Origin of the sequence: Allobosea sp. BE125 (assembly GCF_031456075.1) — a bacterium.
Taxonomy (GTDB): domain Bacteria; phylum Pseudomonadota; class Alphaproteobacteria; order Rhizobiales; family Beijerinckiaceae; genus Allobosea.
Genome location: NZ_JAVDTY010000006.1, coordinates 334,005 through 357,595, shown reverse-complemented (window position 1 = coordinate 357,595; position 23,591 = coordinate 334,005). Strand labels below are relative to the sequence as shown.

General features: G+C 66.5%; 15 protein-coding genes and 1 pseudogene. 10 read left to right on the top strand and 6 right to left on the bottom strand.

What is annotated here, in order from left to right:
- Positions 1 to 348: pseudogene (locus J2Y55_RS16360) on the top strand (hypothetical protein); the annotation flags it as partial.
- A 119-nt stretch (positions 349 to 467) separates the two neighbouring features.
- Here J2Y55_RS16360 and J2Y55_RS16355 read toward each other — a convergent pair.
- Entirely contained in the window at positions 468 to 2,744 is a 2,277-nt protein-coding gene (locus tag J2Y55_RS16355) for a copper-transporting P-type ATPase (RefSeq protein ID WP_310155302.1), read from the bottom strand.
- 316 nt (positions 2,745 to 3,060) lie between these two features.
- Positions 3,061 to 3,324 carry a winged helix-turn-helix transcriptional regulator gene (locus J2Y55_RS16350; protein WP_310155300.1) on the bottom strand — a complete coding sequence of 88 codons (264 nt, stop codon included), beginning with the start codon at positions 3,322 to 3,324 and terminating at the stop codon, positions 3,061 to 3,063.
- 172 nt (positions 3,325 to 3,496) lie between these two features.
- Here J2Y55_RS16350 and J2Y55_RS16345 point away from each other — a divergent pair, with 172 nt between their 5' ends.
- The 7 genes from J2Y55_RS16345 (at position 3,497) to J2Y55_RS16315 (ending at position 11,001) form a co-directional block, all read left to right on the top strand.
- Positions 3,497 to 4,150: a hydrolase gene (locus J2Y55_RS16345; protein ID WP_310155296.1), complete on the top strand. Its 654-nt coding sequence runs from the start codon at positions 3,497 to 3,499 to the stop codon at positions 4,148 to 4,150.
- Positions 4,151 to 4,153: 3 nt separating this feature from the next.
- Positions 4,154 to 4,990, top strand: a complete 837-nt coding sequence (locus J2Y55_RS16340) for an alpha/beta fold hydrolase (protein WP_310155293.1) — start codon at positions 4,154 to 4,156, stop codon at positions 4,988 to 4,990.
- Positions 4,991 to 5,083: 93 nt separating this feature from the next.
- On the top strand, positions 5,084 to 5,368 hold the full coding sequence (locus J2Y55_RS16335; RefSeq protein ID WP_310155290.1) for a XapX domain-containing protein: 285 nt from the start codon (positions 5,084 to 5,086) through the stop codon (positions 5,366 to 5,368).
- Entirely contained in the window at positions 5,365 to 7,332 is a 1,968-nt protein-coding gene (locus J2Y55_RS16330; RefSeq protein WP_404978940.1) for an amidohydrolase, read from the top strand. The genes J2Y55_RS16335 and J2Y55_RS16330 overlap by 4 nt, the downstream gene beginning before the upstream one ends.
- A gap of 131 nt (positions 7,333 to 7,463) precedes the next feature.
- Positions 7,464 to 7,910, top strand: coding sequence for a DoxX family protein (locus tag J2Y55_RS16325; protein ID WP_310155286.1), 447 nt, complete (start codon positions 7,464 to 7,466; stop codon positions 7,908 to 7,910).
- On the top strand, positions 7,910 to 9,568 hold the full coding sequence (locus tag J2Y55_RS16320) for an MFS transporter (protein WP_310155283.1): 1,659 nt from the start codon (positions 7,910 to 7,912) through the stop codon (positions 9,566 to 9,568). The genes J2Y55_RS16325 and J2Y55_RS16320 overlap by 1 nt, the downstream gene beginning before the upstream one ends.
- Positions 9,565 to 11,001: an alginate export family protein gene (locus J2Y55_RS16315; protein ID WP_310155280.1), complete on the top strand. Its 1,437-nt coding sequence runs from the start codon at positions 9,565 to 9,567 to the stop codon at positions 10,999 to 11,001. Before J2Y55_RS16320 ends, J2Y55_RS16315 begins: the two co-directional genes overlap by 4 nt.
- Before the next feature lie 61 nt (positions 11,002 to 11,062).
- Here the strand turns inward: J2Y55_RS16315 and J2Y55_RS16310 are convergent, their stop codons facing one another.
- Entirely contained in the window at positions 11,063 to 16,306 is a 5,244-nt protein-coding gene (locus J2Y55_RS16310; protein WP_310155277.1) for an autotransporter domain-containing protein, read from the bottom strand.
- A gap of 184 nt (positions 16,307 to 16,490) precedes the next feature.
- Between J2Y55_RS16310 and J2Y55_RS16305 the strand changes: the two genes are divergently transcribed.
- Positions 16,491 to 18,194 carry a tetratricopeptide repeat protein gene (locus tag J2Y55_RS16305; protein WP_310155274.1) on the top strand — a complete coding sequence of 568 codons (1,704 nt, stop codon included), beginning with the start codon at positions 16,491 to 16,493 and terminating at the stop codon, positions 18,192 to 18,194.
- A gap of 216 nt (positions 18,195 to 18,410) precedes the next feature.
- Here J2Y55_RS16305 and J2Y55_RS16300 read toward each other — a convergent pair whose 3' ends face one another.
- Positions 18,411 to 19,394, bottom strand: a complete 984-nt coding sequence (locus J2Y55_RS16300) for a sensor histidine kinase (protein ID WP_310155269.1) — start codon at positions 19,392 to 19,394, stop codon at positions 18,411 to 18,413.
- Between the two features lie 292 nt (positions 19,395 to 19,686).
- A complete protein-coding gene (locus J2Y55_RS16295; protein ID WP_310155267.1) occupies positions 19,687 to 21,663 on the bottom strand; it encodes an AI-2E family transporter in 1,977 nt (658 codons plus the stop codon).
- Between the two features lie 280 nt (positions 21,664 to 21,943).
- On the opposite strand from J2Y55_RS16295, the gene J2Y55_RS16290 reads away from it, so the two are divergent.
- Positions 21,944 to 22,360, top strand: coding sequence for a DUF1236 domain-containing protein (locus tag J2Y55_RS16290; protein WP_310155265.1), 417 nt, complete (start codon positions 21,944 to 21,946; stop codon positions 22,358 to 22,360).
- Positions 22,361 to 22,661: 301 nt separating this feature from the next.
- Here the strand turns inward: J2Y55_RS16290 and J2Y55_RS16285 are convergent, their stop codons facing one another.
- Positions 22,662 to 23,591 (bottom strand): FCD domain-containing protein, encoded by a 930-nt coding sequence (locus tag J2Y55_RS16285; protein WP_310155263.1) that lies wholly within the window; start codon positions 23,589 to 23,591, stop codon positions 22,662 to 22,664.

Here is a 23,591-nt window from a genome sequence, read left to right as displayed (position 1 = left end):
TGGATGTTCATCCGGTTCCTCCCCGAGGGCTCTGAAGCTTCGCAACCTCAGCTTCCTCGCTCGGGACCGGATGGACAACCTATTGAGAGCTCACAGCTAGAGCAGTTTCCGATCCAATTGGCTCGTTCAATGGCCTTGGGACATACTGTCTTTGCTCGGAAACACGCCGTCATCCCGGACAAGCGGCGAAGCCGCGCCGATCCGGGATCCATTCCTGACGAAAACCTCGCCTCCTGCGCGGTCGCGCTCACAGCCGGCGACCTTCGGGAGATCTCGGAAGGCACAGCCAGGATCAGCCTGAAGGGCGAGCGCCTGCCCGAGGCGGCGCTGAAGATGACGGGGCGCTGAACCTGAGGCCGGTTAGTACCGGTTTGGAAACGCGAGCCCTCGTCCTGAGGAGCCGCGCAAGCGGCGTCTCGAAGGATGAGGGCTCACCTCTCCAGACAGTCTCTGATCGGCTCGCCCCGCTATGCTCCGAGCTGGATCGTCACAAAGCGCAGGCGCAAGGCATTCGCGATCACGCTGACGGATGAGAGGGCCATGGCCGCCGCCGCGAGGATCGGCGACAGCAGCAGCCCGGTGAACGGATAGAGCAGGCCGGCGGCGACAGGGATGCCCGCCGCATTGTAGGCGAAGGCGAAGAACAGGTTCTGCCTGATATTGCTCATGGTCGCCTGGCTGAGCTTGCGGGCGTGGACGATGCCCGCCAGATCGCCGCGCAGGAGGGTGACGCCCGCGCTCTCCATGGCGACATCCGTCCCGGTTCCCATGGCGATGCCGACATCGGCGGCGGCAAGCGCGGGCGCGTCGTTGACGCCGTCTCCGGCCATGGCGACGACACGCCCCTGCGCCCTGAACTCCGCAACGATCCGGCCCTTGTCCTCGGGCAGCACCTGCGCCCTCACCTCATCGATGCCGAGCCTGGCGGCGACAGCCCGCGCCGTCGTCAGGTTGTCGCCGGTCAGCATGACCACCCGGATGCCGGCGTCGCGCAGGGCGGCGATCGCGCTTGGAGTGGTCGCCTTGATGGGATCGGCAATGGCGATCACGCCGGCGGCGTTGCCGTCGATCGCGACGAGCAGCGCCGTGGCGCCATCCCTGCGCAAGGCGTCGGCTTCCGTTTCGAGCGCGGCGACATCGATGCCGATCCCGCTGAGGTACTCGGCATTGCCGAGCACGACGGCGCGCCCGGCCACCTTGCCGATGACGCCCCTGCCCGTCGGGGAGTCGAAATCCTCGACCTTGTCGAGCCCAAGCCCGCGCTCCCCGGCCGCCGCCACGATCGCGGCCGCGAGCGGGTGTTCGCTCGCCTGCTCCAGGCTGGCGCTGAGGCGCAGCAATTCGTCTTCCGGTAGTCCGGCCACCGGCCGGATCGCCGTCACGCGCGGCTTGCCCTCGGTCAGCGTGCCGGTCTTGTCGACGACGAGCAGGTCGACCTTCTCCATGCGCTCCAGCGCCTCCGCGTTCTTGATCAGGACGCCCATCCGCGCGCCACGGCCGACGCCGACCATGATCGACATCGGCGTGGCGAGGCCGAGCGCGCAGGGACAGGCGATGATCAGGACGCTGACGGCGGCGATCAACCCGTAGACCATCGCCGGCTGCGGTCCCCAAAACGCCCAGGCGGCGAAGGCCGCGACCGCGATCGCCACCACGGCGGGCACGAACCAGGCGGCGACGAGATCGGCCAGCCGCTGGATCGGCGCGCGCGAACGCTGCGCCTTGGCGACCATCTGCACGATCTGCGCGAGCATGGTGTCGTGGCCGACCTTGTCGGCGCGCATCACGAAAGCGCCCTGGCCGTTGAGCGTGCCGCCGATGACGCTGGCGCCCGCCGTCTTCACAACAGGGAGAGGCTCGCCCGTGACCATCGACTCGTCGATATTGGAGCGTCCTTCCAGCACTTGCCCATCGAGCGGAACCCTGTCGCCCGGGCGCACGCGCAGATGGTCTCCGACCTTGACCTGGTCGAGCGCGACCTCCTCATCGCCGCCATCGGCGCGCAGGCGGCGCGCGATCGTCGGCGCAAGCTCCAGCAGCGCCTTGATGGCGCCGGAGGTCTGCTCGCGGGCGCGCAGCTCCAGAACCTGGCCGAGCAGCACGAGCACGGTGATGACGGCCGCGGCTTCGAAATAGACGGCGACCGCGCCGCCATGGCCGCGAAACGCCGGCGGGAACACGCCCGGCGCGACCGTCGCGACGACGCTGTAGCCCCAGGCGACGCCGGTGCCGAGCGCGATCAGCGTGAACATGTTGAGCGAACGGTTCACCAGCGAGGTCCAGCCCCGCGCGAAGAACGGCCACCCCGCCCAGAGTACGACGGGCGTCGCGATCAGCAACTGCGCCCAGTTCGACATGGCCGGGCTGACGAAGCGGCCGAGATCGAGGAGATGGCCACCCATTTCGAGGATCACGACGGGGATCGACAAGACGAGCCCGGCCCAGAAGCGCCGGGTCATGTCCCGCAGCTCATCGCTGGGGCCTTCCTCGCCTGTAACGAGCTCCGGCTCGAGCGTCATGCCGCAGATCGGGCAGTTTCCGGGCGCGGGCTGGCGGATCTGCGGATGCATGGGGCAGGTATAGATCGTGGCGGAGGTATGGATCGTGCCGGGCGGCACGGCCGCGCGCGGCGCCGCCACAGGCTCGTCGCGGTGGCTGGCCGAGGCCTCATCCAGGGGCGGGCCGCCGCCATGGTCGTGGCGAGGCGGGTGGCCGGCATGATCATGGCCGAGCTTCAAGGGCATGGCTGTCTCCCTGCGTCTTGTCACAAGGCCAGGCCGAGGCCTCCAAGCTTGGGAGCAGCAGATCACGCAGCGGCTCACCGGCTGGTGGTCCGTCCCGATCCGCGCCCGACAACCGCATGATGCACCAACGCGGAACTCCCTGCGGTGATCCATGCGATGACGATATTGGCGACGACGATAGTGGCGGGGATGGCACAGAGCACGGCCAAAGGCAGGCTGGCGCCCCGGGCGTCGTCATGGGAGCCGCCCTCCCCACCCCGGTCGAAATGCGCCCGCTGAGATTGAGGAGGCTTGCCGCCCGGTTCTCAAGACCCAGTCAGAGGGCCGCGTCCCCGCCCGCCGGGAGCAAGGCCTCGCTGCGCGCCAGCGCCGCGTCGACCTCCAACCCCCGTGCGGTCAGGCCGTATTCGACATGGCGCACGCGCTCGCTCAGATCGCGGCGCTCGACATAGCCGGCCGCCTCGAGCGCCTTCAGCCGTGCGGACAGGACGCGGGCGGAGATGCCCGGCGGCATCTGGCGACGCAGGGCGCCGAAACGCAGCGTGCCGTGGCGGGCGAGCGTAAAGACGACATGGCTCATCCATTCCTGCGCGAAGAACTTGATAAGCGGGTCGACAAGACAGTGCTCTTCTTGCGTTGTTTGAGGACTTACTTTGTCATTCATGGCTCTAGGTGGTATCCCGCCCGTAACTAATGGTCATCGCCGCGATGCGGCCCTAACGTCCCGGCGATTCCAACCGGAGACCCCACCCTTGTCCCACGCCATAGCAGCCCCCGGCAAACTCCTGCTCACGCCGCAGGATCACACGCTGATCCTGATCGACTTCCAGTCGCAGATGGCCTTCGCGACCAAGTCGATCGATGCCGTCACCCTGCGCAACAACGCCGCGCTGATCTCGCACGCCGCCGCCGGCTTCGGCGTGCCGACCATCCTGACCACCGTCGCCGAGAAGAGCTTTTCCGGCCCGATGTTCAGCGAGATCACCGAGGCCTTTCCCGGCCAGGCGCTGCTCGACCGGACCTCGATGAACACCTGGGAGGACGCGGCCGTGATCGCCCGCGTCAACGCGATCGGCAAGCCACGCATCGTGCTGGCCGGGCTCTGGACCGGCGTCTGCATCGTCGGCCCAGCCCTGTCCGCGCTCGATCAGGGTTTTGAAGTCTACGTCATCGCCGATGCCTGCGGCGACGTCTCCGAGGAGGCGCATGAACGCGCCATGCAGCGGATGATCCAGGCCGGCGCCCGCCCGATGACCGCCGTGCAATATCTGCTCGAGCTACAGCGCGACTGGGCCCGCACCGGCACCTATGAGCTGACCACCGGCATCGCCCGGAGATTCGGCGGCGCCTACGGCCTGGGCATCACCTACGCCAAGACCATGTTCGGCGCGCAGGAAGGGCACTGAGCCATGCCGATGATCACCACCAGGGACGGGGTCGCGATCTTCTTCAAGGACTGGGGTCCGAAGGACGCGCAGCCGATCATGTTCCATCACGGCTGGCCGCTCTCCTCGGATGACTGGGACGCGCAGATGCTGTTCTTCCTGTCCAAGGGCTACCGCGTCGTCGCCCATGACCGCCGCGGCCATGGCCGGTCGGCGCAGGCGAGCGGCGGCCACGACATGGACCATTACGCCGCGGATGCTGCGGCGGTGGTCGCGCATCTCGACCTGCGCGAAGCGGTCCATATCGGCCACTCCACCGGCGGCGGCGAGGTCGCCCGTTATGTCGCCAGGCATGGCGAGCCGCAGGGCCGCGTCGCCAAGGCCGTGCTGGTCAGCGCCGTGCCGCCGCTCATGCTCAAGACGCAGAGCCACCCCGGCGGCCTGCCGCTGGAGGTCTTCGACGGCCTCCGCCAGGCGCTTGCCGACAACCGCGCCCAGTTCTTCCTCGATCTGCCGGCCGGCCCCTTCTACGGCTTCAACCGACCGGATGCGAAAGTCTCGCAGGGCGTGGTCCAGAACTGGTGGCGCCAGGGCATGGCCGGCAGCGCGCAAGCGCATTACGAGGGCATCAAGGCCTTCTCCGAGACCGACCAGAGCGACGATCTGAAGGCGATCACGGTGCCGACGCTCGTGCTGCATGGCGAGGACGACCAGATCGTGCCGATCGACGCGTCGGCCCGCCTCTCGGTCAAGCTGCTCAAGAACGGCACGCTCAAGACCTATCCGGGCTACCCGCACGGCATGCTGACCACCCATGCCGATGTGATCAATCCCGACCTGCTCGCCTTCATCAAGGGCTGACCCAGCGCGGTGCGGCGCAGCCGCACCGCGCTTGCGCCAGAGCCTTGCATCAAGGCCTGGCGCCCAGACCTCACACCACGACCGGGAGACCCCATGAAGCTTTACCTCGCCTCGCTGGGCGCCGGCCTGCTCGTCGGCGTGATCTACAGCCTGCTCGACCTGCGCTCGCCGGCGCCGCCCGTGGTGGCGCTGGTCGGCCTGCTCGGCATCCTGGCCGGCGAGCAGGTCGTGCCGATCACCAAGCGCGTCATCGCCGGCGAACGGCTCAGCCTCGGCTGGCTTAAGCGCGAATGCGGCGAGCATGTCTTCGGCGCCTTGCCGGCGCGGGCCGCAGCCAAGGATGGCTGCCGCGAGCCCGGCGAAGGCAGCCCCTCATGACCCCGACACGCAGACAGGCCGCCATCGGCGGCGCGGCCGGCGCCTTGTCGGCCTTTCTCGGCGGATCCGCCACAGCCCAGACCTCCGGCTCGGGAGCCAGCTCCATGATCGCAGACCTCATCCTGGTGAACGGCCGCTTCACCACGCTCGACCAGACCAACCCCAACCCGCAGGCGGTGGCGATCGCGGGCGGGCGTTTCATCGGCGCCGGCTCCGAGCACGAGATGCGCGCGCTCGCCGGGCCAGAGACCAGGATCATCGATCTCGGCGGCCGGCGCGCCGTGCCCGGGCTGATCGACAGCCACATGCACATCATCCGCGGCGGGCTGAACTACAATATGGAGCTGCGCTGGGACGGGGTGCGCTCGCTCGGCCAGGCCCTGGAGATGCTCAAGCGCCAGGTCGCCGTGACGCCGCCGCCGCAATGGGTGCGCGTCGTCGGCGGCTTCACCGAGCATCAATTCGCCGAGAAGCGCCTGCCGACGCTGGACGAGATCAATGCGATCGCGCCCGAGACGCCGGTCTTCATCCTGCACCTCTACGATCGCGCCTTGCTCAACGGCGCCGCCTTGCGCGCGGCCGGCTACACCAGGGACACGCCGAACCCGCCCGGCGGCGAAATCCAGCGCGACGCCGCCGGCAACCCGACCGGGCTGCTGCTCGCCAAACCCAACGCCACCATCCTCTACGCCACGCTGGCCAAGGGGCCCAAGCTGCCGCCGGAATACCAGCTCAATTCGACCCGGCATTTCATGCGCGAGCTGAACCGGCTCGGCGTCACCACCGTGATCGACGCCGGCGGCGGCTTCCAGAACTATCCCGAGGACTACGCCGTCATCGAGAAGCTCCACGCCGATGGCGAGCTCAGCCTGCGCATCGCCTACAACCTCTTCACCCAGAAGCCGAAAGAGGAACTGGCGGATTTCGAGAGCTGGTCGAAGCAGGTCAAGCCCGGCCAGGGCGACGATCTCTACCGCCATAACGGCGCCGGCGAGATGCTGGTCTATTCCGCCGCCGATTTCGAGGACTTCCGGGTCGAGCGCCCGGAGATGCCGCCCTCCATGGAGGGCGATCTCGAGCCCGTCGTGCGCCTGCTCGCGGAGAACCGCTGGCCCTGGCGCCTGCACGCCACCTATGACGAGACCATCACGCGGGCGCTCGACGTCTTCGAGAAGGTCGATCGCGACGTGCCGCTCAAGGGCCTGCACTGGTTCTTCGACCATTGCGAGACGATCAGCGACCGCAATATCGACCGCATCGCCGCGCTTGGCGGCGGCATCGCCGTGCAGCATCGCATGAGCTTCCAGGGCGAGTATTTCGTCGAGCGCTACGGCGCCAAGGCGGCAGAGCGCACCCCGCCGATCGCGCGCATGCTGGAGGCCGGCGTGCCGGTCGGCGCCGGCACGGACGCGACCCGCGTCGCCAGCTACAATCCCTGGGTCTCGCTGGCCTGGCTCGTCACCGGCAGGACGCTGGGCGGCCTCAAGCTCTACCCGCAGCGCAATCTGCTCGACCGCGAGAGCGCGCTCAGGCTCTGGACCCAGGCCAATAGCTGGTTCTCGACCGAGGAGGGCAAGAAGGGCCAGATCAAGGCCGGCCAGCTCGCCGATCTCGTGGTGCTCGACCGCGACTACATGGCGGTGCCCGAAGACGAGATCCAGGACATCGAGAGCGTGCTGACCCTGCTCGGCGGCAAGCCGGTCCATGGCGCGGGCGATTATGCCGGCCTTGCGCCCCCCTTGCCGCCGGCGATGCCGGACTGGTCGCCGGTCAGGAGTTTTGGCGGCTATCAGAAGCGCGCGGCGCTGGACGAGCGCAAATACGCCTTCGCCGCCGCCTGCGGCTGCGCCAGCGCCTGCGGCGTCCATGGCCACGCTCATGCCGGCGCGCTCGCAGCCGCCGCCCCCGCCCGCGACGAGGGCGCCTTCTGGGGCGCGCTCGGCTGTTCCTGCTGGGCCTTTTGAACGCCAGAGCATTTTCGAGCGAAGTGGACACCGGTTCGCGTAAATAAAATGCTCTAAAACAAACAGTTAGAGTATTTTCGCGCTTCGGAAAAACGCGGAAATGCTCGAGAGATCATCGAAGGATCTGCACCATGTCGGCCTCGCCGCTCCCTGCCGTCCAGCCGGCCGTCGAAACCCTGCTCGGCCAATCCTGGCTGGCGCATCTCGCCCGGCTCGCGGTCGCCCTGCCCTTCCTGCTCAGCGGCCTCGCCAAGCTTGCCGATTTCGGCGGCGCGACGGCGGAGGTCCGCGGCCTGACCGGCTTCGAGCCGGCCGCGCTCTTCGCCGTGCTGGTCATCGCAACCCAGCTCGGCGGCTCCGCCCTGCTGATCGCAGGCGGCCGCCACGCCTGGATCGGCGCCGCCGGGCTCGCCGGCTTCACCGCGGTCGCGACGCTCTTCGCCCATGCCTTCTGGCTGAAGCCGGCCGCTGAGCGAGCGCTGCACCAGAACATCTTCTTCGAGCATGTCTCGATCATCGGTGGCCTCGCGCTGCTGGCGATCCTGGCAGCGCGCTCCACCGGCGACGCGCGACCGTGATGGCCGAGGTACCGCACACGGCCCCGCAGGCGCCGACGCCGCAAGCCCCGACACCCTCGGCGTTCTCGCCGCTGCGCCGGCCCGTCTTCGCCGTGCTCTGGGCGGCGACGATCCTGGGCAATATCGGCAGCTTCATGCGCGACGTCGCCAGCGCCTGGCTGGTGACCGACCTTTCCGGCTCGCCCTCGGCCGTGGCGATGATCCAGGTCGCCGGCACCTTGCCGGTCTTCCTGCTGGCGATCCCCGCCGGCGTGCTCTCCGACATCGTCGACCGCCGCAAGCTCCTGATCGGCGTACAAATCCTGCTTTGCCTGATCAGCACCGCGCTGCTCACCCTGGCGCTCGCCGACAGGCTGAGCGTCGCGGTCCTGGTCGGGCTGACTTTCCTCGGCGGCATCGGCGCGGCGCTGATGGGGCCGGCCTGGCAGTCGATCGTGCCCGAGCTCGTGCCGAAACCGGACCTGCGCAACGCGGTGGCGCTCAACTCGCTTGGCTTCAACGTCGCCCGCTCGATCGGCCCGGCGCTCGGCGGCGCGCTGCTCGTCGGCTTCGGGGCGGCCGCGACCTATGGCGCGGATGTGCTGAGCTATGTCTTCGTCATCGCCGCCCTGCTCTGGTGGCGGCGCCCGGCCGGGGCCGACGACGCGCTGCGCGAGCATTTCGGCGGCGCCTTCCGGGCCGGGCTGCGCTATGCCCGCGCCAGCCGCGAGCTGCATCGCGTCCTGCTGCGCGCCACGCTGTTCTTCATCTGCGCCAGCGCGGTCTGGGCGCTGCTGCCGCTGGTGGCGCGCCGGCTGCTCGAAGGCGGCGCTGGATTCTACGGCCTGCTGCTCGGGGCTGTCGGCGCCGGGGCGATCTGCGGCGCGGTCCTGCTGCCGCGCATCCGGGCGCGAACGGACGTCGACGGCATCATGCTCGGCGCAGCCCTCGTCACCGCCACGATCATCGCGGCGCTGGCGGCCGTGCCGCCGCAATGGCTCGCGGTGATCCTGCTTTTCATCCTCGGCGGGGCCTGGATCGCGGCGCTGACCACGCTGAACGGCACCATCCAGGCGATCCTGCCGAACTGGGTGCGCGGCCGCGGCCTGGCACTCTATTTGACGGTGTTCAACGGCGCCTCGGCCGCCGGCAGCCTGCTCTGGGGCCTGGTCGCGGAGGCGATCGGCCTTCACGGCACGCTGGTCGCGGCGGCGCTGGCGCTCATCGTCGTCGCCCTCGCCGCCCTGCGCCTGCCACTGCCGGCGGGCGAAGCCGATCTGACACCGTCCTCGCATTGGCCCGAGCCCGCGATCGTCGAACCGGTCGAACATGATCGCGGCCCGGTGACGATCACGATCGAATATCGCATCGCCCGCGAGAACCGCGCCGGCTTCCTGGCGGCCATCACCCGGCTCGCACCGGAGCGGCGCCGCGACGGCGCCTTCGCCTGGGGCGTCGCGGAGGACGCCGCGGATCCGGAGCGCATCGTCGAATGGTTCATGGTCGAGTCCTGGGCCGAGCATCTGCGCCAGCACAAGCGCGTCTCGCGGGCCGATGCCGATATCCAGGCCGAGGTGGCGCGCTTCCATGCCGGGCCGGAGGCTCCGGTCATCCGGCACCTGCTCGGGCTTTCGGCGCAGCGCGAAGGTCGCGCCGCCCCGGCCGAGCGCGAGGCATGAGCCTCCCGTGGTCGGCATTCTGGCGCGGTAGCCGCACGCGGCGCCTCGCCGGCCCGGCGCTGCTCGCGCTGCTCGGGCTGGGGGGAACGGAAGCGCTGGCCCAGACCTCCGCCGGCCGCCCCTCTTATGAAAGCCTCCGCTTCAACGAGGATTGGTCGCCGCTGCGCGACCCGTCCTTGCGGACCGACCCGTTCGATCCGCTGAAATGGATCCCGCTGAACGGCGCGGGCTCAGCCTATATGACCCTGGGCGGCGAACTCAGGGCGCGCTATGAGGCCGCGCGCGACCCTGTCTTCGGCCTCGCTGCGCCCCGGCGCAACGACTATGCGCTGCTGCGCTCCTTCCTGTTCGCCGACCTGCATCTGGGCCCCCATGCGCGGGCTTTCCTCGAACTGGCCAGTGGTTTCGCACCGGGCTGGGCCGGCACGCCGCCGACGACGCAGAAGGACGAGCTCGATATCCTGCAGGCCTTCGGCGAGGTGACGCTCCCGACGGCGGGCGGCCAGATCATGCTGCGCGGCGGCCGCCAGGAGATGAGCTTCGGCTCCTCGCGGCTCGTCTCGGTGCGCGAGAGCCCGAATATCCGCCGCGCCTTCGACGGCCTCCGCGCCGCCTGGATCGGGTCCGGCGACACGCGCATCGATGCCTTCCTGCTGCGACCGGTCGCGCCGCAGCTTGGGCGCTTCAACGACAGCAATGACAGCACCCAGCTCTTCTGGGGCGCTTACGCCACGACCGCGATCCCTGCCCTGCCCGGCCTCAAGGCCGATCTCTACTATCTCGGGCTGGAGCGCGACGAAGCCCGCTTCGCGCAAGGCACCGCGACCGAGCATCGGCACACGCTCGGCACCCGGCTCTTCGGCAAGCGCAGCGGCTTCGACTGGAATGTCGAGGCGGCCTACCAGTTCGGCAGCTTTGGGACGGCCGATATCCGCGCCTGGACCGTTTCGGCCAATCTTGGCTACAGCTTTGCCGATCTGCCCTTCTCGCCGCGCCTGGGCCTGAACGCCGACGCGATCAGCGGCGACAGGAACCTGCGCGACAACCGGCTCGGCACCTTCAATCCGCTGTTTCCGAAGCTGCCCTATTTCTCCGAGGCCAACCTTGCCGCGCCGGCCAACCTGCTCGACATCCAGCCAAATCTGACCGTGTTGCTCACCCCGAAGCTGAGCCTGACGCTCGGCTGGAACCCGCTCTGGAAACAGGCGGAGGCGGACGCCTTCTATGCGCCGCCGCTCAGCCCGGTCCGGGGCAGCGCTGGGGGAACCGGCCGCTTCATCGGCCAGCAGACCAGCCTGGCCCTGAGCTGGAGCGCGACCGAGCATCTCACGCTCGGCGGAACCTACGTCCACTACACGCCCGGCGAGCGGCTGAAGCAGGCCGGGGCCGGCAGCGGCGCGTTTCTTGCCGGCTGGGCGCAATTCATCTTCTAGTACCGAGCCTGTGCTTCCGCCTGGAGGGTTGCACCAGCCCCGTTGGCTAGGCGCGAACCCCTCAGAACCTCACCGCCAGCACGCCCTTGAGGGCGTGGTCCTGCGTGTCCTGGGCGAGCTGGCCGGTATAGGACAGTCCCAGGGTCGCGCTCGTGCCGAGCGCCAGGTCGAGCCCGGCCTCGAGCAGCGCCGCATCCCGGGCGATCGGGATGCCGGCCGCCGTGAAGGCGCTCGCCCCGGCAAAGGCGAGCCTCGCGCTTGGCGTGACCTCGCCGAAGGCGTGGCGCCAGGCGAGCCCGCCGCGCAGCGTCAGATCCAGGCCCTGCAAATTGAGGCTGGTTGAGGCGCGCAAGCCCAGCGTGGCATAGCCGATGCCGGTGTCGTCACTGCGGGCACTCAGCGCCGCCGCCCCGCCGGTCTCGTTGAAGCCGTCGGTGTGCAGGTTGACATAGGCCAGGCCCGCAAAGGGCTCGAAGGCGGTTTTGCCGAGATCGATGCGGTAGCCGAGCTCGCCGAAGGCCTGCGCCGTGCCGGCATTATAGCTGGCGCGCGGATTGTCGCCGAAACCGGAAAAGGCGACGGTGCGGCGCGTCGTGATGTCGTGCCAGGTGTAGCTCGCGCCGGTGCGCAGGCCGAGCGCGCCCCATTGGCCGCCGGCGTAGAGGCCGAGATGGTAGTTGTCGCTCTCGCCCGAGGAGCGCCTGGCGTTCACATCGAAGCTGCTGCGGCTGTAACCGGCGATCACGCCGAAGCGCATGGTGTCGAACACAGCCGCATCCGCGCCGATGAGGAAGCCACCGGTCGAGCGTGTCAGCTTGGCGGCGTTGCCGTCGCTGTCGGTCCGCCCCCATGAGCCATAACCCTGGCCCCAGGCCGCGAAGCGGTCCGATCTCAGCCGCGGCATCGCCCCGCTGACGGAGGGCGCCGGATCGGCGGTGAAGCCATAGTTCAGTGTCGCCATCGGCTGGGCCCCGACCGCGCCGAAGGCGGCGCGCAGCCGGTCATTGGCGGCGCTGCGCAGGAGCCGGCTCTCCTCGACCAGCACGCTCCTGGCCGAGGCATGGATCTCGCCGGAGAGCGCGTCGAAGGCAGATTGCGCCTGCGGCGCCGACAGGTTGAGCACCGCGTTGTAGAGGGGGCTGCCCAAGCCGAGGCTCTCGACGGCGCCGGCCGTCGTGATCTGGTTCGCGGTCACGCCGACGCCCGCGAAGTCGACAGTGTTGCGGGTCATCGCCAGATAGGCGTTGTTGGCGTCATAGCTGAGCGAAGGATCGAGGAAGGCGAGGTTCGAGGTCACGCCGCTGAAGACACCGCTCAGCCCGCCATTGGCGGTGAGGATCGTGTAGCGCGTCTGCGACGCGTAACTGCCCTGGCCCGCCAGCACCTTGACCGTGCTGCCGGCGATGGTCGCCATGCCGCCGGCGACGATCCTGTCAGACTGTCCGGCCGCGTTGACCTCGACCTCATAGACCGAGCCCGCCGCGAAGCTGAGATTGCCCGCGATGTTGAGCGTGCCGATCGAGTTGCCCGGTGCGATCGTGCCGGACACGCGCATATTGCTGACCGCGCCGCTGCCTTGCAGGCGGCCGCCGGCCAGCACCTCCACGGTGCCGCCGAGCGCGCCGTTGACCGCCAGCGTGCCGTTCTCGATCGTGGTCGTCCCGGAGAAGGCGGCGGAGTTGCCGGTCAGGGTGAGGAAGCCCGCGCCGGCCTTGGTGAAGCTGCCGCTGCCCGAGATCACGCCGGCATAGGTCGCGTTGGAGGGCTGGTCGAAGGTCAGGGATGTGCCTGAGACGAGGGCGACATTGCCGCTGAAGCGCGCGGCCGAGGCGACGAGCCCGCCCGCCTCGACCGTCCAGTCGAGCGAGGACAGGCCGGTCAGCGTCAGCACGCCCGCGCCGCGCTTGATCATCGCGCCGCTCGTGCCGTCGAGCGCGCCGATGTCGCCGGCAAAGCTCGCATTGCCCGCCTGGTTGAAGACGACCGTGCCGGCATTGCCGATATTGCCTGAGATCGAGGCGGCATTGCCGATCAGCGTGCCGGCCGCGACAAGCGTGTTGCCATAGGCATTGGCGCTATTGTCGAGCCTCAGCGTGCCGCTGCCCTGCTTGATCAGGTCGCCGCTGCCCGAGACCACGCCGGTCAGCCCAAGCTCGGTGCCGGCGGCGACATCGAAGCGCCCCGCCTGGGTCAACGATATCGTGCGCGCGGTATCGAAGCTCGCCGTGGTCGAGAGGGTGCCGCCCGCGAAGGTCATGCCGCCCGTGGCTGCGCCGAGATTGGCGTCGCGCGACACCGACAGCACGCCGCCCGAGATCGTCGTGCCGCCGGTGTAGCTGTTGGTTCCGGTCAGGATCAGTGTGCCCGCGCCGGCCTTGGTCAGCGAGGTGCCGTTCCAGCCGGTCGCGGGGTTCGCCGCCTGATCGGCCAGCACAGCCCCGACCGTGAAGCTGTCGGTGGCGTTGGTCAGCGTGAAGGTGCCGTGGGCGAGATTGTTGCCGGCGGTCCAGGCCAGGCCATAGCTGGCGAGATATTGCAGGCTGTCGGCCGATTTGCTGGTGGAGACGGTGAGGTAGTCCACCGTGCCGCTGAAGCCGCCGACGGTGATGCCGGCGAAGTCGCCGCTGATGCCGGATGCGGTATTGATCAGCACCATGTCGAGCTGGCTCGCGTCCGTGATGCCGCTGATGTTGAAGGTGACGCCGTTGCCGATCGTGATGCTGTCGGCAGTCAGCGCGGGGCTGCTCGTGCCGGCGGCGATGGACAGCGTGGTGTTGTTGCCGAAGCTTACGGCCTGCGCGACGGACAGGGTTGCCGGCGCCTGGATCGCCAGCGTGCCGCCGGTGACGGTGATGCTGCCGCCCAGAACATTGCTGCCGCCCGACGTGCCATTGCCGAACTGGAGCGTGCCGCCCGAGATCGTCGTGCCGCCGGTATAGCTGTTGGCGCCGGTCAGGGTCAGCGTGCCCGTGCCGATCTTGACCAGCGAGGCGCCGGTGCCGGAGATGGTGCCGCTCACCTCGGTCGAGAGGTTGTTGCCGCCGACCGTCAGTTCGTTGGCGCCGAGGATATAGTTGCCGGCGCCCGCGATCGACCCTGCGCTCAGCTTGCCGTCACCGTTCGGGCCGGTGCTGTTCGAGAAATTGATCGTACCGCCCAGGTCGTTGATCAACTGTGCGTTGCCGGCTGTGCTGCGATCCGCGAAAAACACATTGCCGCTGTTGGTGATGCTGGCGCTGCCCGCCGTGCTGGTGTCGTAGAAATCAATGGAGCCGAAGCCGCCGATGGTGATGTTGGCGTTGCCTGCCGTGCTGCCGCTGAAGAACTGCAGAGCGCCAAAGCTACCGATGATGGTGGCGTTGCCGGCCGTGCTGCTGCCGGCGAAATGCACAAGGCCGTTGTTGGCGATTGTGGCGCTTCCCGCCGTGCTGGCGTCGAAGAAACGCATAAAGCCAGTGCCGCGGTTCGTGATGTTGGCGCTGTCCGCCGTGCTGGTGCCGTAGAAATCCAGAATGCTGCCGTTGCTGATGGTGGCATTGCCCGCCGTGCTGGCGTCGCTGAAACTCAGCGCAACGCTAGGGCTAGCGTAGTTGATAATGGTGGCGCTTCCGGCCGTGCTGGCGTCGTTGAAAAACAGATTGGTGTTGTTGTTGATCGTGGCGCTGCCCGCCGTGCTGGAGTTGTTGAAATACAGATTGCCGTTGTTGGTGATGGCGGCGCCGCCCGCCGTGCTGGCATCATTGAAATATGTCCTGAAGCCGTTGGTGATGGAGGCGCTTCCCGCCGAGCTGGTGTCGTGGAATTCGAAGGTGCTGGTGTTGGTGATGATGGCGTTGCCGGCCGTGCTGGTGCCTTGGAATTGCAGATTGTTGTCGTTGCTGATGGTGGCATTGCCCGCCGTGCTGGCGTCGTAGAAAAACAGATTGGTGTTGTTGGTGATGGTGGCGCTGCCGGCCGTGCTGGTGTTGTTGAAAAACAGATTGCCGTTGTTGGTGATGTTGGCGGTGCCAGCCGAGCTGAAATCGCGGAACACCAGGGACACGTCGTTGGTGATGCTGGCGCTGCCGGCTGTGGCGGTGTCGAAGACATTCATAAAGTAATGGTTCGCAATCGTGGCGCTGCCCGCCGTGCTGCTGTTGAAGAAGTTCAGCATACCGCTGCTGTTGATGGTGATGGTGGTGATGCCGCTGGTGTCGGCGTTGAAGACGGAGAATGTGCCGCTGCTGCCAATGGTGACTGTCCCCAGAACGGAGCCGACCCTGGCAGCGCTGCCAAGCCACACGACGCCGCTATTGATGGTGGTGCCGCCGGTATAGGTATTGGCGCCGGTAAGGGTCAGCGTGCCCGCGCCGGTCTTGACCAGCGAACCGCCGTTGCCGGAGATGACGCCGCTCACCTCGGTCGAGAGATTATTCGAGCCGACCGTCAGTTGATTGGAGCCGAGGATATAATTGCCGGCCCCGGCGATCGACCCCGCGCTCATCGATGTGTCGACGCCCGAGATATCGACCGTTCCTCCCGCCTGGTTGTAAAGGGCGGCATCGCCGCCCGTGCTGACGTCGCGGAATTGCAGATTGGCTGTGTTGGTGATGGTGGCGCTGCCCGCCGTGCTGCCGTCCCGGAAAAGCAGGCCGGCATTGTTGGTGATGGTGGCGGCGCCCGCCGTGCTGCTGTCCCCGAATTGCAGGGCGCTGTTGTTGGTGATGGTAGCGCTGCCCGCCGTGCTGTTATCGCTGAATCGCAGGACGCTGTTGTTGGTGATCGTGGCGCTGCCAGCCGTGCTGGCGTTGCTGAAGACCAGGTCCCAGGCATTGCTGATGGAGGCGCTGCCCGCCGTGCTGGCGTTGGAGAAAGACAGAAGCCCGTAGTTGACGATCCGGGCGCTGCCGCCATTGATGATGAGGCCGGTTCCGGTGAAATCCTGACTCGTCGCGGACGCGATCTCGAACGTGTAGTTCGAGGCTCCGGCATTGAGCGTCCAGCCGCCGAAGCTGCCGGAGGAACCCAGCGTCAACAGTGTCGTGTTCGAGGCGCCGAAGGTGGCCGTGCCGGTCGGCACGCTGCCCGTGTTCCAGTTGCTCCCGTCGAAGACATCGCCCGAGCCCGGACTGGCCAGCCAGGTCGCGTCCTGCGCCCGCGCCGGCCCCGGGGCCGGGAGCATCGATGCCAGCACCAGGGCCGTCGAGGCCAGCAAGGCGGTCCGCAACGGGCTGCCCATGACGCTGCGCGAGAACAAGACGCTGCGCGAGAACATGCCGCTGCGCAGGGAGATGACGCTGCGCGCCGAAGCTGTGCTTGTATCCATAGTTCCCCGGCCCGCAAGGAAACGCGCGGCTGCCGGATACCGATTCACCCTTCGCCCACGTCATCTGTCGGCCATCCCTGCCATCGCTTGTCGGAAACGTCCTGAATCGGAGGGCGCGATGCTCTGAACGTTTCCGTTATTTTCTGAATCGGCCGCGCCAGGCCGCGTTTTTTGATAGCCCACCGTGCTTTATGATAATCGGGGCCGATTTTGCAGGTTTGGGGAAAGCTGCGGCGTGTTGCGGTTTTTGGGATTTGAACTGGATCCGCAGCGGGCCGAGCTGCGTGGGCCCGATGGCGCCGTCATCAGGATTCGGCTGAGAAGCCTCGAAATGCTGAAGGTCTTCGCCACCAATCCGGGGCGGGTTCTCAGCAAGCAGGAGCTGATGGAGGCCGTCTGGCCGGACATCCATATCGGCGAGGACAGCCTGTTCCAGTCCATCCGCGAGCTTCGCACCGCATTGGGCGACGAGCAGCGGCAGATCATCAGGCTGATGTCCGGCCGGGGCTATCTGTTCGCAGCCCCAGTGTCGGGCGGGGCGGATATGGGCGCCCCGCAAGACGCGCCCTCGGCAATCGGACCAGAAACGAAAACCGAACCGGCACCGGGCCGGCGCGATGTCGGCATGCGCAGCCGCGCCGCGCTCATCGCCATGGCGGGGCTTGGCGTATCGATCCTGGCGGCGGCGATGTGGCCTGCCCGGCTCTTTCCGGCTTCGCCCGCGACCATCGCCGTGATGCCCATGGCGGCAGCGGCCGACGATCCGCTGGCGGCCCCGATGGCTGCAGGTGTCACGCGCGACCTGACCGACGGGCTGGCGAAAATCGAGACGATCCGCGTGACGATTCCGTCCGGCGCGGCAAAGAGCGCCGATTATGTCGTCAGCAGCGAACTGGAGAAGACCGAAACCGCGTGGAACCTGCGCGCGCGCATGACCGAACCGGCAACCGGCGCGGTCAAATGGACCACATCGCTGTCAATCGATCGAACAGACGCCAATCTGCAGCTCCAGCAGACCCGCCTGACCGCCGGCATGGGCCACCCGCTGGCGCGGCGAATCAACGCGCTGCTGAAAGCAGGTGAGCGCGCGGCCGGCGGCTCGCCGACCGGCACGGCCAGGGTCGCGATCGAACAGGCGACGGCTTCGATCAACCACACGACGCTGGAACGCTTTCGCGCCGCGCTGGCGATCCTGGAGAAGGCTCTCGCCGACAACCCTGATAATGTCGACCTGCAAGTCGCACTCGCAGCGTTTCAACTGCGCGGGGTTCAGATGGCCTGGTTCCCTGCCGCCGAGCGCGAGAGGGTCGAGAACAGTGTCGGCGCGATCATGGCCCGCGCGCTGAGCGCGCGGCCCGACTCCATTCCGGTTCTGGAAACGCAGTGCCGGTTTCTCTCGGCGACCAACCAGTTCCTCGAAAGCCTGGTGGCATGCGGCAGGGCGCTCGCCCATGATCCATGGGACGGGGGCGCGCTCTACCTCGTCGGACTATCCCAGGTCTTCCTGGGCCGCTTCGACGACGCGCTCGCCACGTTCAAGCAGGCGGACCGGTTCGATACGCCCCAGGCCGCGCGCTGGACATGGACGCTGGGCGCGGGCTGGACATACCTTCTGATGGGGCGCGCGGAAGAGGCCGTGCCCTGGCTGCAGCGATCGATCGCCATCACACCGGCCAGCGGACGCACGCATTTGGGTCTGGCGGCAGCCTATCAGCAATTGGGCCGGGCCGACGACGCCAGGGCGGCGATGGCGACGGCCTTGGAGTTGAGACCCGGTTCGACCGCGCGCAATGCGCCGCCGCCCGCCAAGAACAATAGCGCGATCTATCTGAAGGCATATGATCGGGTTCTGAGCCTGATGATTGCCGCTGGGTTGCCCGAGACCTGACGACGGGCAACGGCACGCGGATCCGGGACCTCTTGCACAGCGTCTGTTTCAAAGAAGGCCGGCAACCGGACCTTCCCAAGGGCCGATGCCGCCCGCCGTGCTCATCCTGGCGTCGGGCGGCGTCTCGCCGTTGGTCGCCGACATGCCAGGGAAGATCGTGTTCGTCAGGAAGCCATATGCGGAGGATGACCTCCTAAAGGTGCTGGCCACAGTCGACTAGTTGGCCAGCTTCGCGACCCTGAGTGTCAGCGTGACGATGAGCCCCTCCGGTTCCCATGCGTAGTCGATCACTCCGTTGAGCTGCCCATTGACGCTGCGGGCGACCAGCCTGCTGCCGTAACCGTTGACCTTCGACGGCTCGACGCTGGGGCCGCCCCGCTCCATCCAGACGATCTTGATGTCGTCGCCCTCCAGCGAGCCGGATACGTCCAGCGTCCCCTCGTTGGACGACAATGCGCCGTACTTCACTGAGTTGGTGGCCAATTCGTGGATGACTAGCGCCAGCGTGGTCGCCGCGCCCTCACCGACGCCCATGCGGGGAACCGCGACACGGATTCGACCGCTGAATGCGCCCGTATCCTCATATGGCGACAGCAGGATCGAGAGCAGATCGCCGAGCAGGGCTGCGGTGCCCTGATGGCCGGGAAGCGGACGCACCAGGTCGTGGGCCCTGCCCAGCGACGTCAGGCGGGTCGTCAGGTCCTTGGCCATCTCGGCGGCCGTGCTCGACGACCGGGAGGCGATCTGGGTCAGTCCCGATGCGATCGCCAACAGATTCTTGACCCGATGGCTCATCTCGCCGGCGAGGAGCTCATGGCCCTCCTCGGCCTGCTTGCGGCCGGTCACGTCCAGGAAGATCCCGTACAGATGTCCCTCATGCATGCCGGAATCGTTGCCTAGGCCGCGTGCGGAAATCCAGCGTATTTCGTCGCCTATCATGATGCGGAAGTCGGTTTCGTAGGCGCCCTCGACGCCGCGCGTCGCAGTGAAAGCAGCACGGACACGGTCGCGATCCGCTGGGTGGATGCGTGCCGACAAGTCCTCGAACTTCAGGTCATCTGTCTGCTCCACGGACCACATCTCGAAGCCCTGTTCGTCCATGACGAACGTGTCTTCCGCGACGTTCCATGACCACAGGGCGACGCCCGCAGCCTGGATGGCGCGGCGCAGGCTATCTGATGTCCAGTGGCGAAACGGCACAGCGAGCCTCGATCGGAAAGGTTGCGGGGGCACTGAACTCTATACGGTATCGAGGCTCACTGTGCCTTGGCGTGTCGCAAGGCATTGACCACGGCTCTTTAAGGCGAGTGAGGCAGGCAAAAACGACACCCAAGTCAACTGCACAATGTGCCGGTATACGACAAATCTCGTTTCTCAATCTGCCTCATCTCAAAGACTGCCATTGAGCGTGACAAATGGATCTCGAAAGCGAATCGTCACAACCAACAGCAAATTCAGATAGTCCGGCCAAGAATGAACCTCAGATAACCGGTCAGGTTTGGCTTGCAGATTCGAGGACCTGAAGCGTCCTCACAGGCGCGGCAGAAGAATCCGCCGCGTCCTCCAGACAAAATCTGACTGCCTCGCGGAAGGTCACGGCGACGCGATCGGGCTTCGCCGCATCCATGAGCTGGTCGCCAGTCTCGTTTGGCGCAAGCGTTAGCACCACGATCATGATCGTCGCAGCCGGCATCTTCCGCCGAAGGCGCTTTACCGCATATCGCATGTTCGCAATACTATTGCCGTTGAGATAGCAAAGGCAGACAAGCGCCACACCATCGGTGCTGAGCGTGAAAATATTGCGCGTCGACAGGCTAGTGGAAGGTTCGATACGCGTTGAGACCCCATGCTTCTCGACGACTTGTGCCAGCATCACTGCGATGGCTTCGTCGAGCTGGTTTTGCCCTGCTATGAACAGGACCGGTTGCGGCGTCCTGTAGGTTTCGGCCAGGTCTTCGGGAGCCAGAATCGGTAGGTCCGCCGTGCCCTGCATCTCGTTTGTCTCGATGATGGTTGCTTCGGTCTCGGCGTCCGTCGGGGTTTTTCCGTTTTGTGGCTTCATGTCGTCGTGATCGGCAAGATCGTCGACGACCTCGCGAACGGCTTCGAGGAGACCGACCATTCGGGCATCGTCAAGGACGCCGCGGAGGGCATCCGCGGAGGCCAGTCGCAATCCCTCCACCGCAACGGTCTCATAGTAAGCCGACAGCGATCGCTCCTTCAAAACCTGTTCGGCCTTGTCTGCTGCCTCTGCGGGATCGCCAGCCAGGATACGCTGATAGAAGATTTCCGGCGCCGACAGGGCTGGACGGTCGCCAAGAAGGACGTCGAGGAACTCTAGCCGCTCGACGTGACGGCCAAGTACAACCAGGCAGACCGTTAGAGGTGTCGCGAGAACGAGGCCAATCGGTCCCCATAGCCATGTCCAGAACGTCGCGGCGACGACGATTGCAACGGGGGACATCCCAGTCGACTGCCCATAAATCAGTGGCTCGATCACATGCCCCGCGACCGGCTCGGCGATCAGAAACAAGGCTGCGGTCCAGAGCAGCATCGTCCAGCCCGGATCGACGGCCGCCGCGATCGTCAGAGGAAAGGCTGCGGAGAAGATCGCGCCGATATAGGGAATAAATCTCAAGACCGCCGTCAGGATCCCCCATAGCGCCGGGCTCGGCACGCCGATTGCCCAGAGGCCAAGGCCAATGACAAGCCCGAAACCAGCGTTCACGGCAAGTTGGGTCAAAAAAAGCCGGCTCAGGCGCGACGCCGCATCATTGAATGCAGCGGTGGTCTTTTGCAGATCATAGGCGCCGGTCAGCCGAATGAATCGATTCCGGAGATCCTCACGCTGAAGCAAGATGAAGATGACAAAAATCACCACGATGCCCGTCGTCGCCAAAGGGTGAATCAACGGGACCAGAAACGCCTGAAGCGTCTGAAGCGCACCAGGACTCGGCTGATGGACCTCGACTGGAATGGGGCGCTGTTCAGGAGGAGCCTTTGGCGCTCCAAAAGCCTCGGGGACCGGCTGTTCGGGCGCCCTATCAAGCTCCTTCCCGAGTTCCTGGAGGACGTCGGCCGCCCGTGACAGGACGCCGCCTCCGGGGCCCGAGCCGCGCAACGACGATATTTTTTCGCGGATCGTGTTCTGGTATCGCGGCAGATCGGAGGCCAATTGCGTCGCCTGCGTCGCCATCATCATTGCCAGCGCGCTGACCCCTGCGAACGCGACGACGACAATGGTTATGACGGCGAGCGAGCGTGGAATTTTCAGGCGCCGCAGGACTTTGACCAGCGGAGCCAACACGAAGCTGAACAGGATCGCCAGGGCGACTGGGACGAAGACGTCGCGACCGACGTAAAGCGCGGTGACAATCAACGCGATCACGCCGAAGGTCCCCAATCCAGTGCCATGAGGCGCGAGCGCCTTAATGTCCTGGGTCGAACCAAGCTTGGCCGGAAGCGTCATCGGCAGGACCCCCAATTGTACAGCTAGGCATAGTCGCCTGCGCCTCTCCTGCTGAACGGCAGGTGATCATCGATGTTCCGGTTTCATCGACTGATCTTGTGGGTTCCCCGATTTTGCCTTGTTGCCCAAACTGCAATCCTGAACAAATATTCATATAAGCTATTGATTTAATTGTTGTTTTAATTCACCTCTATGGAACATTGCGATTGGGTGGATGTTTATTTTGCAATGCCTCGACCGTGGGGATCGTCTCAACGCCGAGCCATTGGAGGGTAAATCCATGTTCACGAAACTGGCCATTATCGGCGCGCTTGCGTTCATTCCCGCCACAGCCTTCGCCCAGAATCCCCAGGGTGCTCAGGGTGGCGTTGCTGCCGGCGCAGCCACCGGCGCTGTCGGTGGTGCCATCGTTGGCGGTCCGGTCGGCGCGGTTGTCGGTGGCGTTGGTGGAGCTGTCGTCGGCGCCATCATCGGCGACAACACACCGCGCTTCCAGCAATATGTCGTCACCCAGAAGCGCACGTCCTATACCTACGCGCAGCCCCTGTCGGTCGGCGTCGAACTGCCGAGCGACGGCGTGACGTACTACGAGGTGCCGGCCGAATACGGCGCGACCCAGTATCGCTACACGGTCGTCAACAATCGCACCGTCCTGGTCGATCCGCGCACGCGGCGCGTCGTCCAGGTCATCGATTGAGCCTCCAGACGATCGGTCGCAATATTTGGTTCGACTGATCTCGCGTCGATCGCCCGGCGGCAATTTTCATATCGCCGGGCGATCAAGCAAGCCTCGACCTAGCTGGCCTCGAGCCAAGGTGGCGGCCCCGGTTGGCGACCGTGTCGAGACAATCGCGGAGCTGCGCGTTCAAATCGTCGAGATTGGGCAAGGATCGGGAAAGGAAGAAGTCCTCGCGGATTTAACGGCCCATGAGAGCCCCAGGGCAATGAAGAAACATGACACACAGCGTTATGACTTTATAAAATGCATATCACGACCACTAAGCCGGACTGGCGATGCGCGGGGAGAGACTGACCTCGCGGGCGCGGTCGAGATGGCGACGCAGCAAGACAGCTGCGATCTCGCGTTCGCCAGCCTCAAGCCGGGCGATGATCTCGAGATGCTCGCGGCAGGAGACCGCGACGCGCTGCGGCCCGTAGCGCCAGCAATAATTCGCATAGCGCCGCAACCGGCTCTGCTGCTGCAAGGCCAGCAGGAGAAAGCGGTTGCCGCAGGCGGCGATGAGCCCTTCATGGAATTCGCAGTTCATCTCGAACAGCGCGACGCTTGCGGTTTCGCTCCAGGGCCGCGCCAGCATCGCCTCATGGCGCCGGCGCATATCGGCGAGCCAGGCCGGATCGGGCGCGAAGCTGGCTTCGAGCAGTGCCGCCGGCTCGATGATGCGGCGGAAGGCATAGCTTTCGATAATCGCAGCATCGTCGTTCAGCGGCGAGAAATGCCAGCCATGCCCCGGCCGGCGCTCGACTAGCCCGACTCCGGCGAGCTTGTTCAGGACGCGCAGCAGCAGCGGCCGACCGATATCATAGCGCCGCATCATGTCGGCTTCGGAGGCTTGCGACGGCAGCGCGCCGGCGACGCGATCCCTGGCGATCGCGACGCAATAGGCGTCGAGATCGACGGAGGCGGCTGCGTATTCGCTCTCGGCGATTTCGCCCATCGGCCGCGACAGGGCATGGCCGCCATTGGGCAAGGCGGCGATGACGCCGCGCTCCGCGAGATGGCGCAGCGCGGCACGCACCGGCGTGCGCGAGACCTGGAGGCGGCGTGCGAAGGCGGCCTCCGGCAGGCGCTGGCCCGGAAGCAGTGCGTCTTGCCGGATCATCTCGAGGATGCGCGGCAGCAGGTCACGCTGCAGCTTGCTCGGATGCTCGGGGGGCGGCGCGACTGGGACGATTTTTTTATGTCTCAT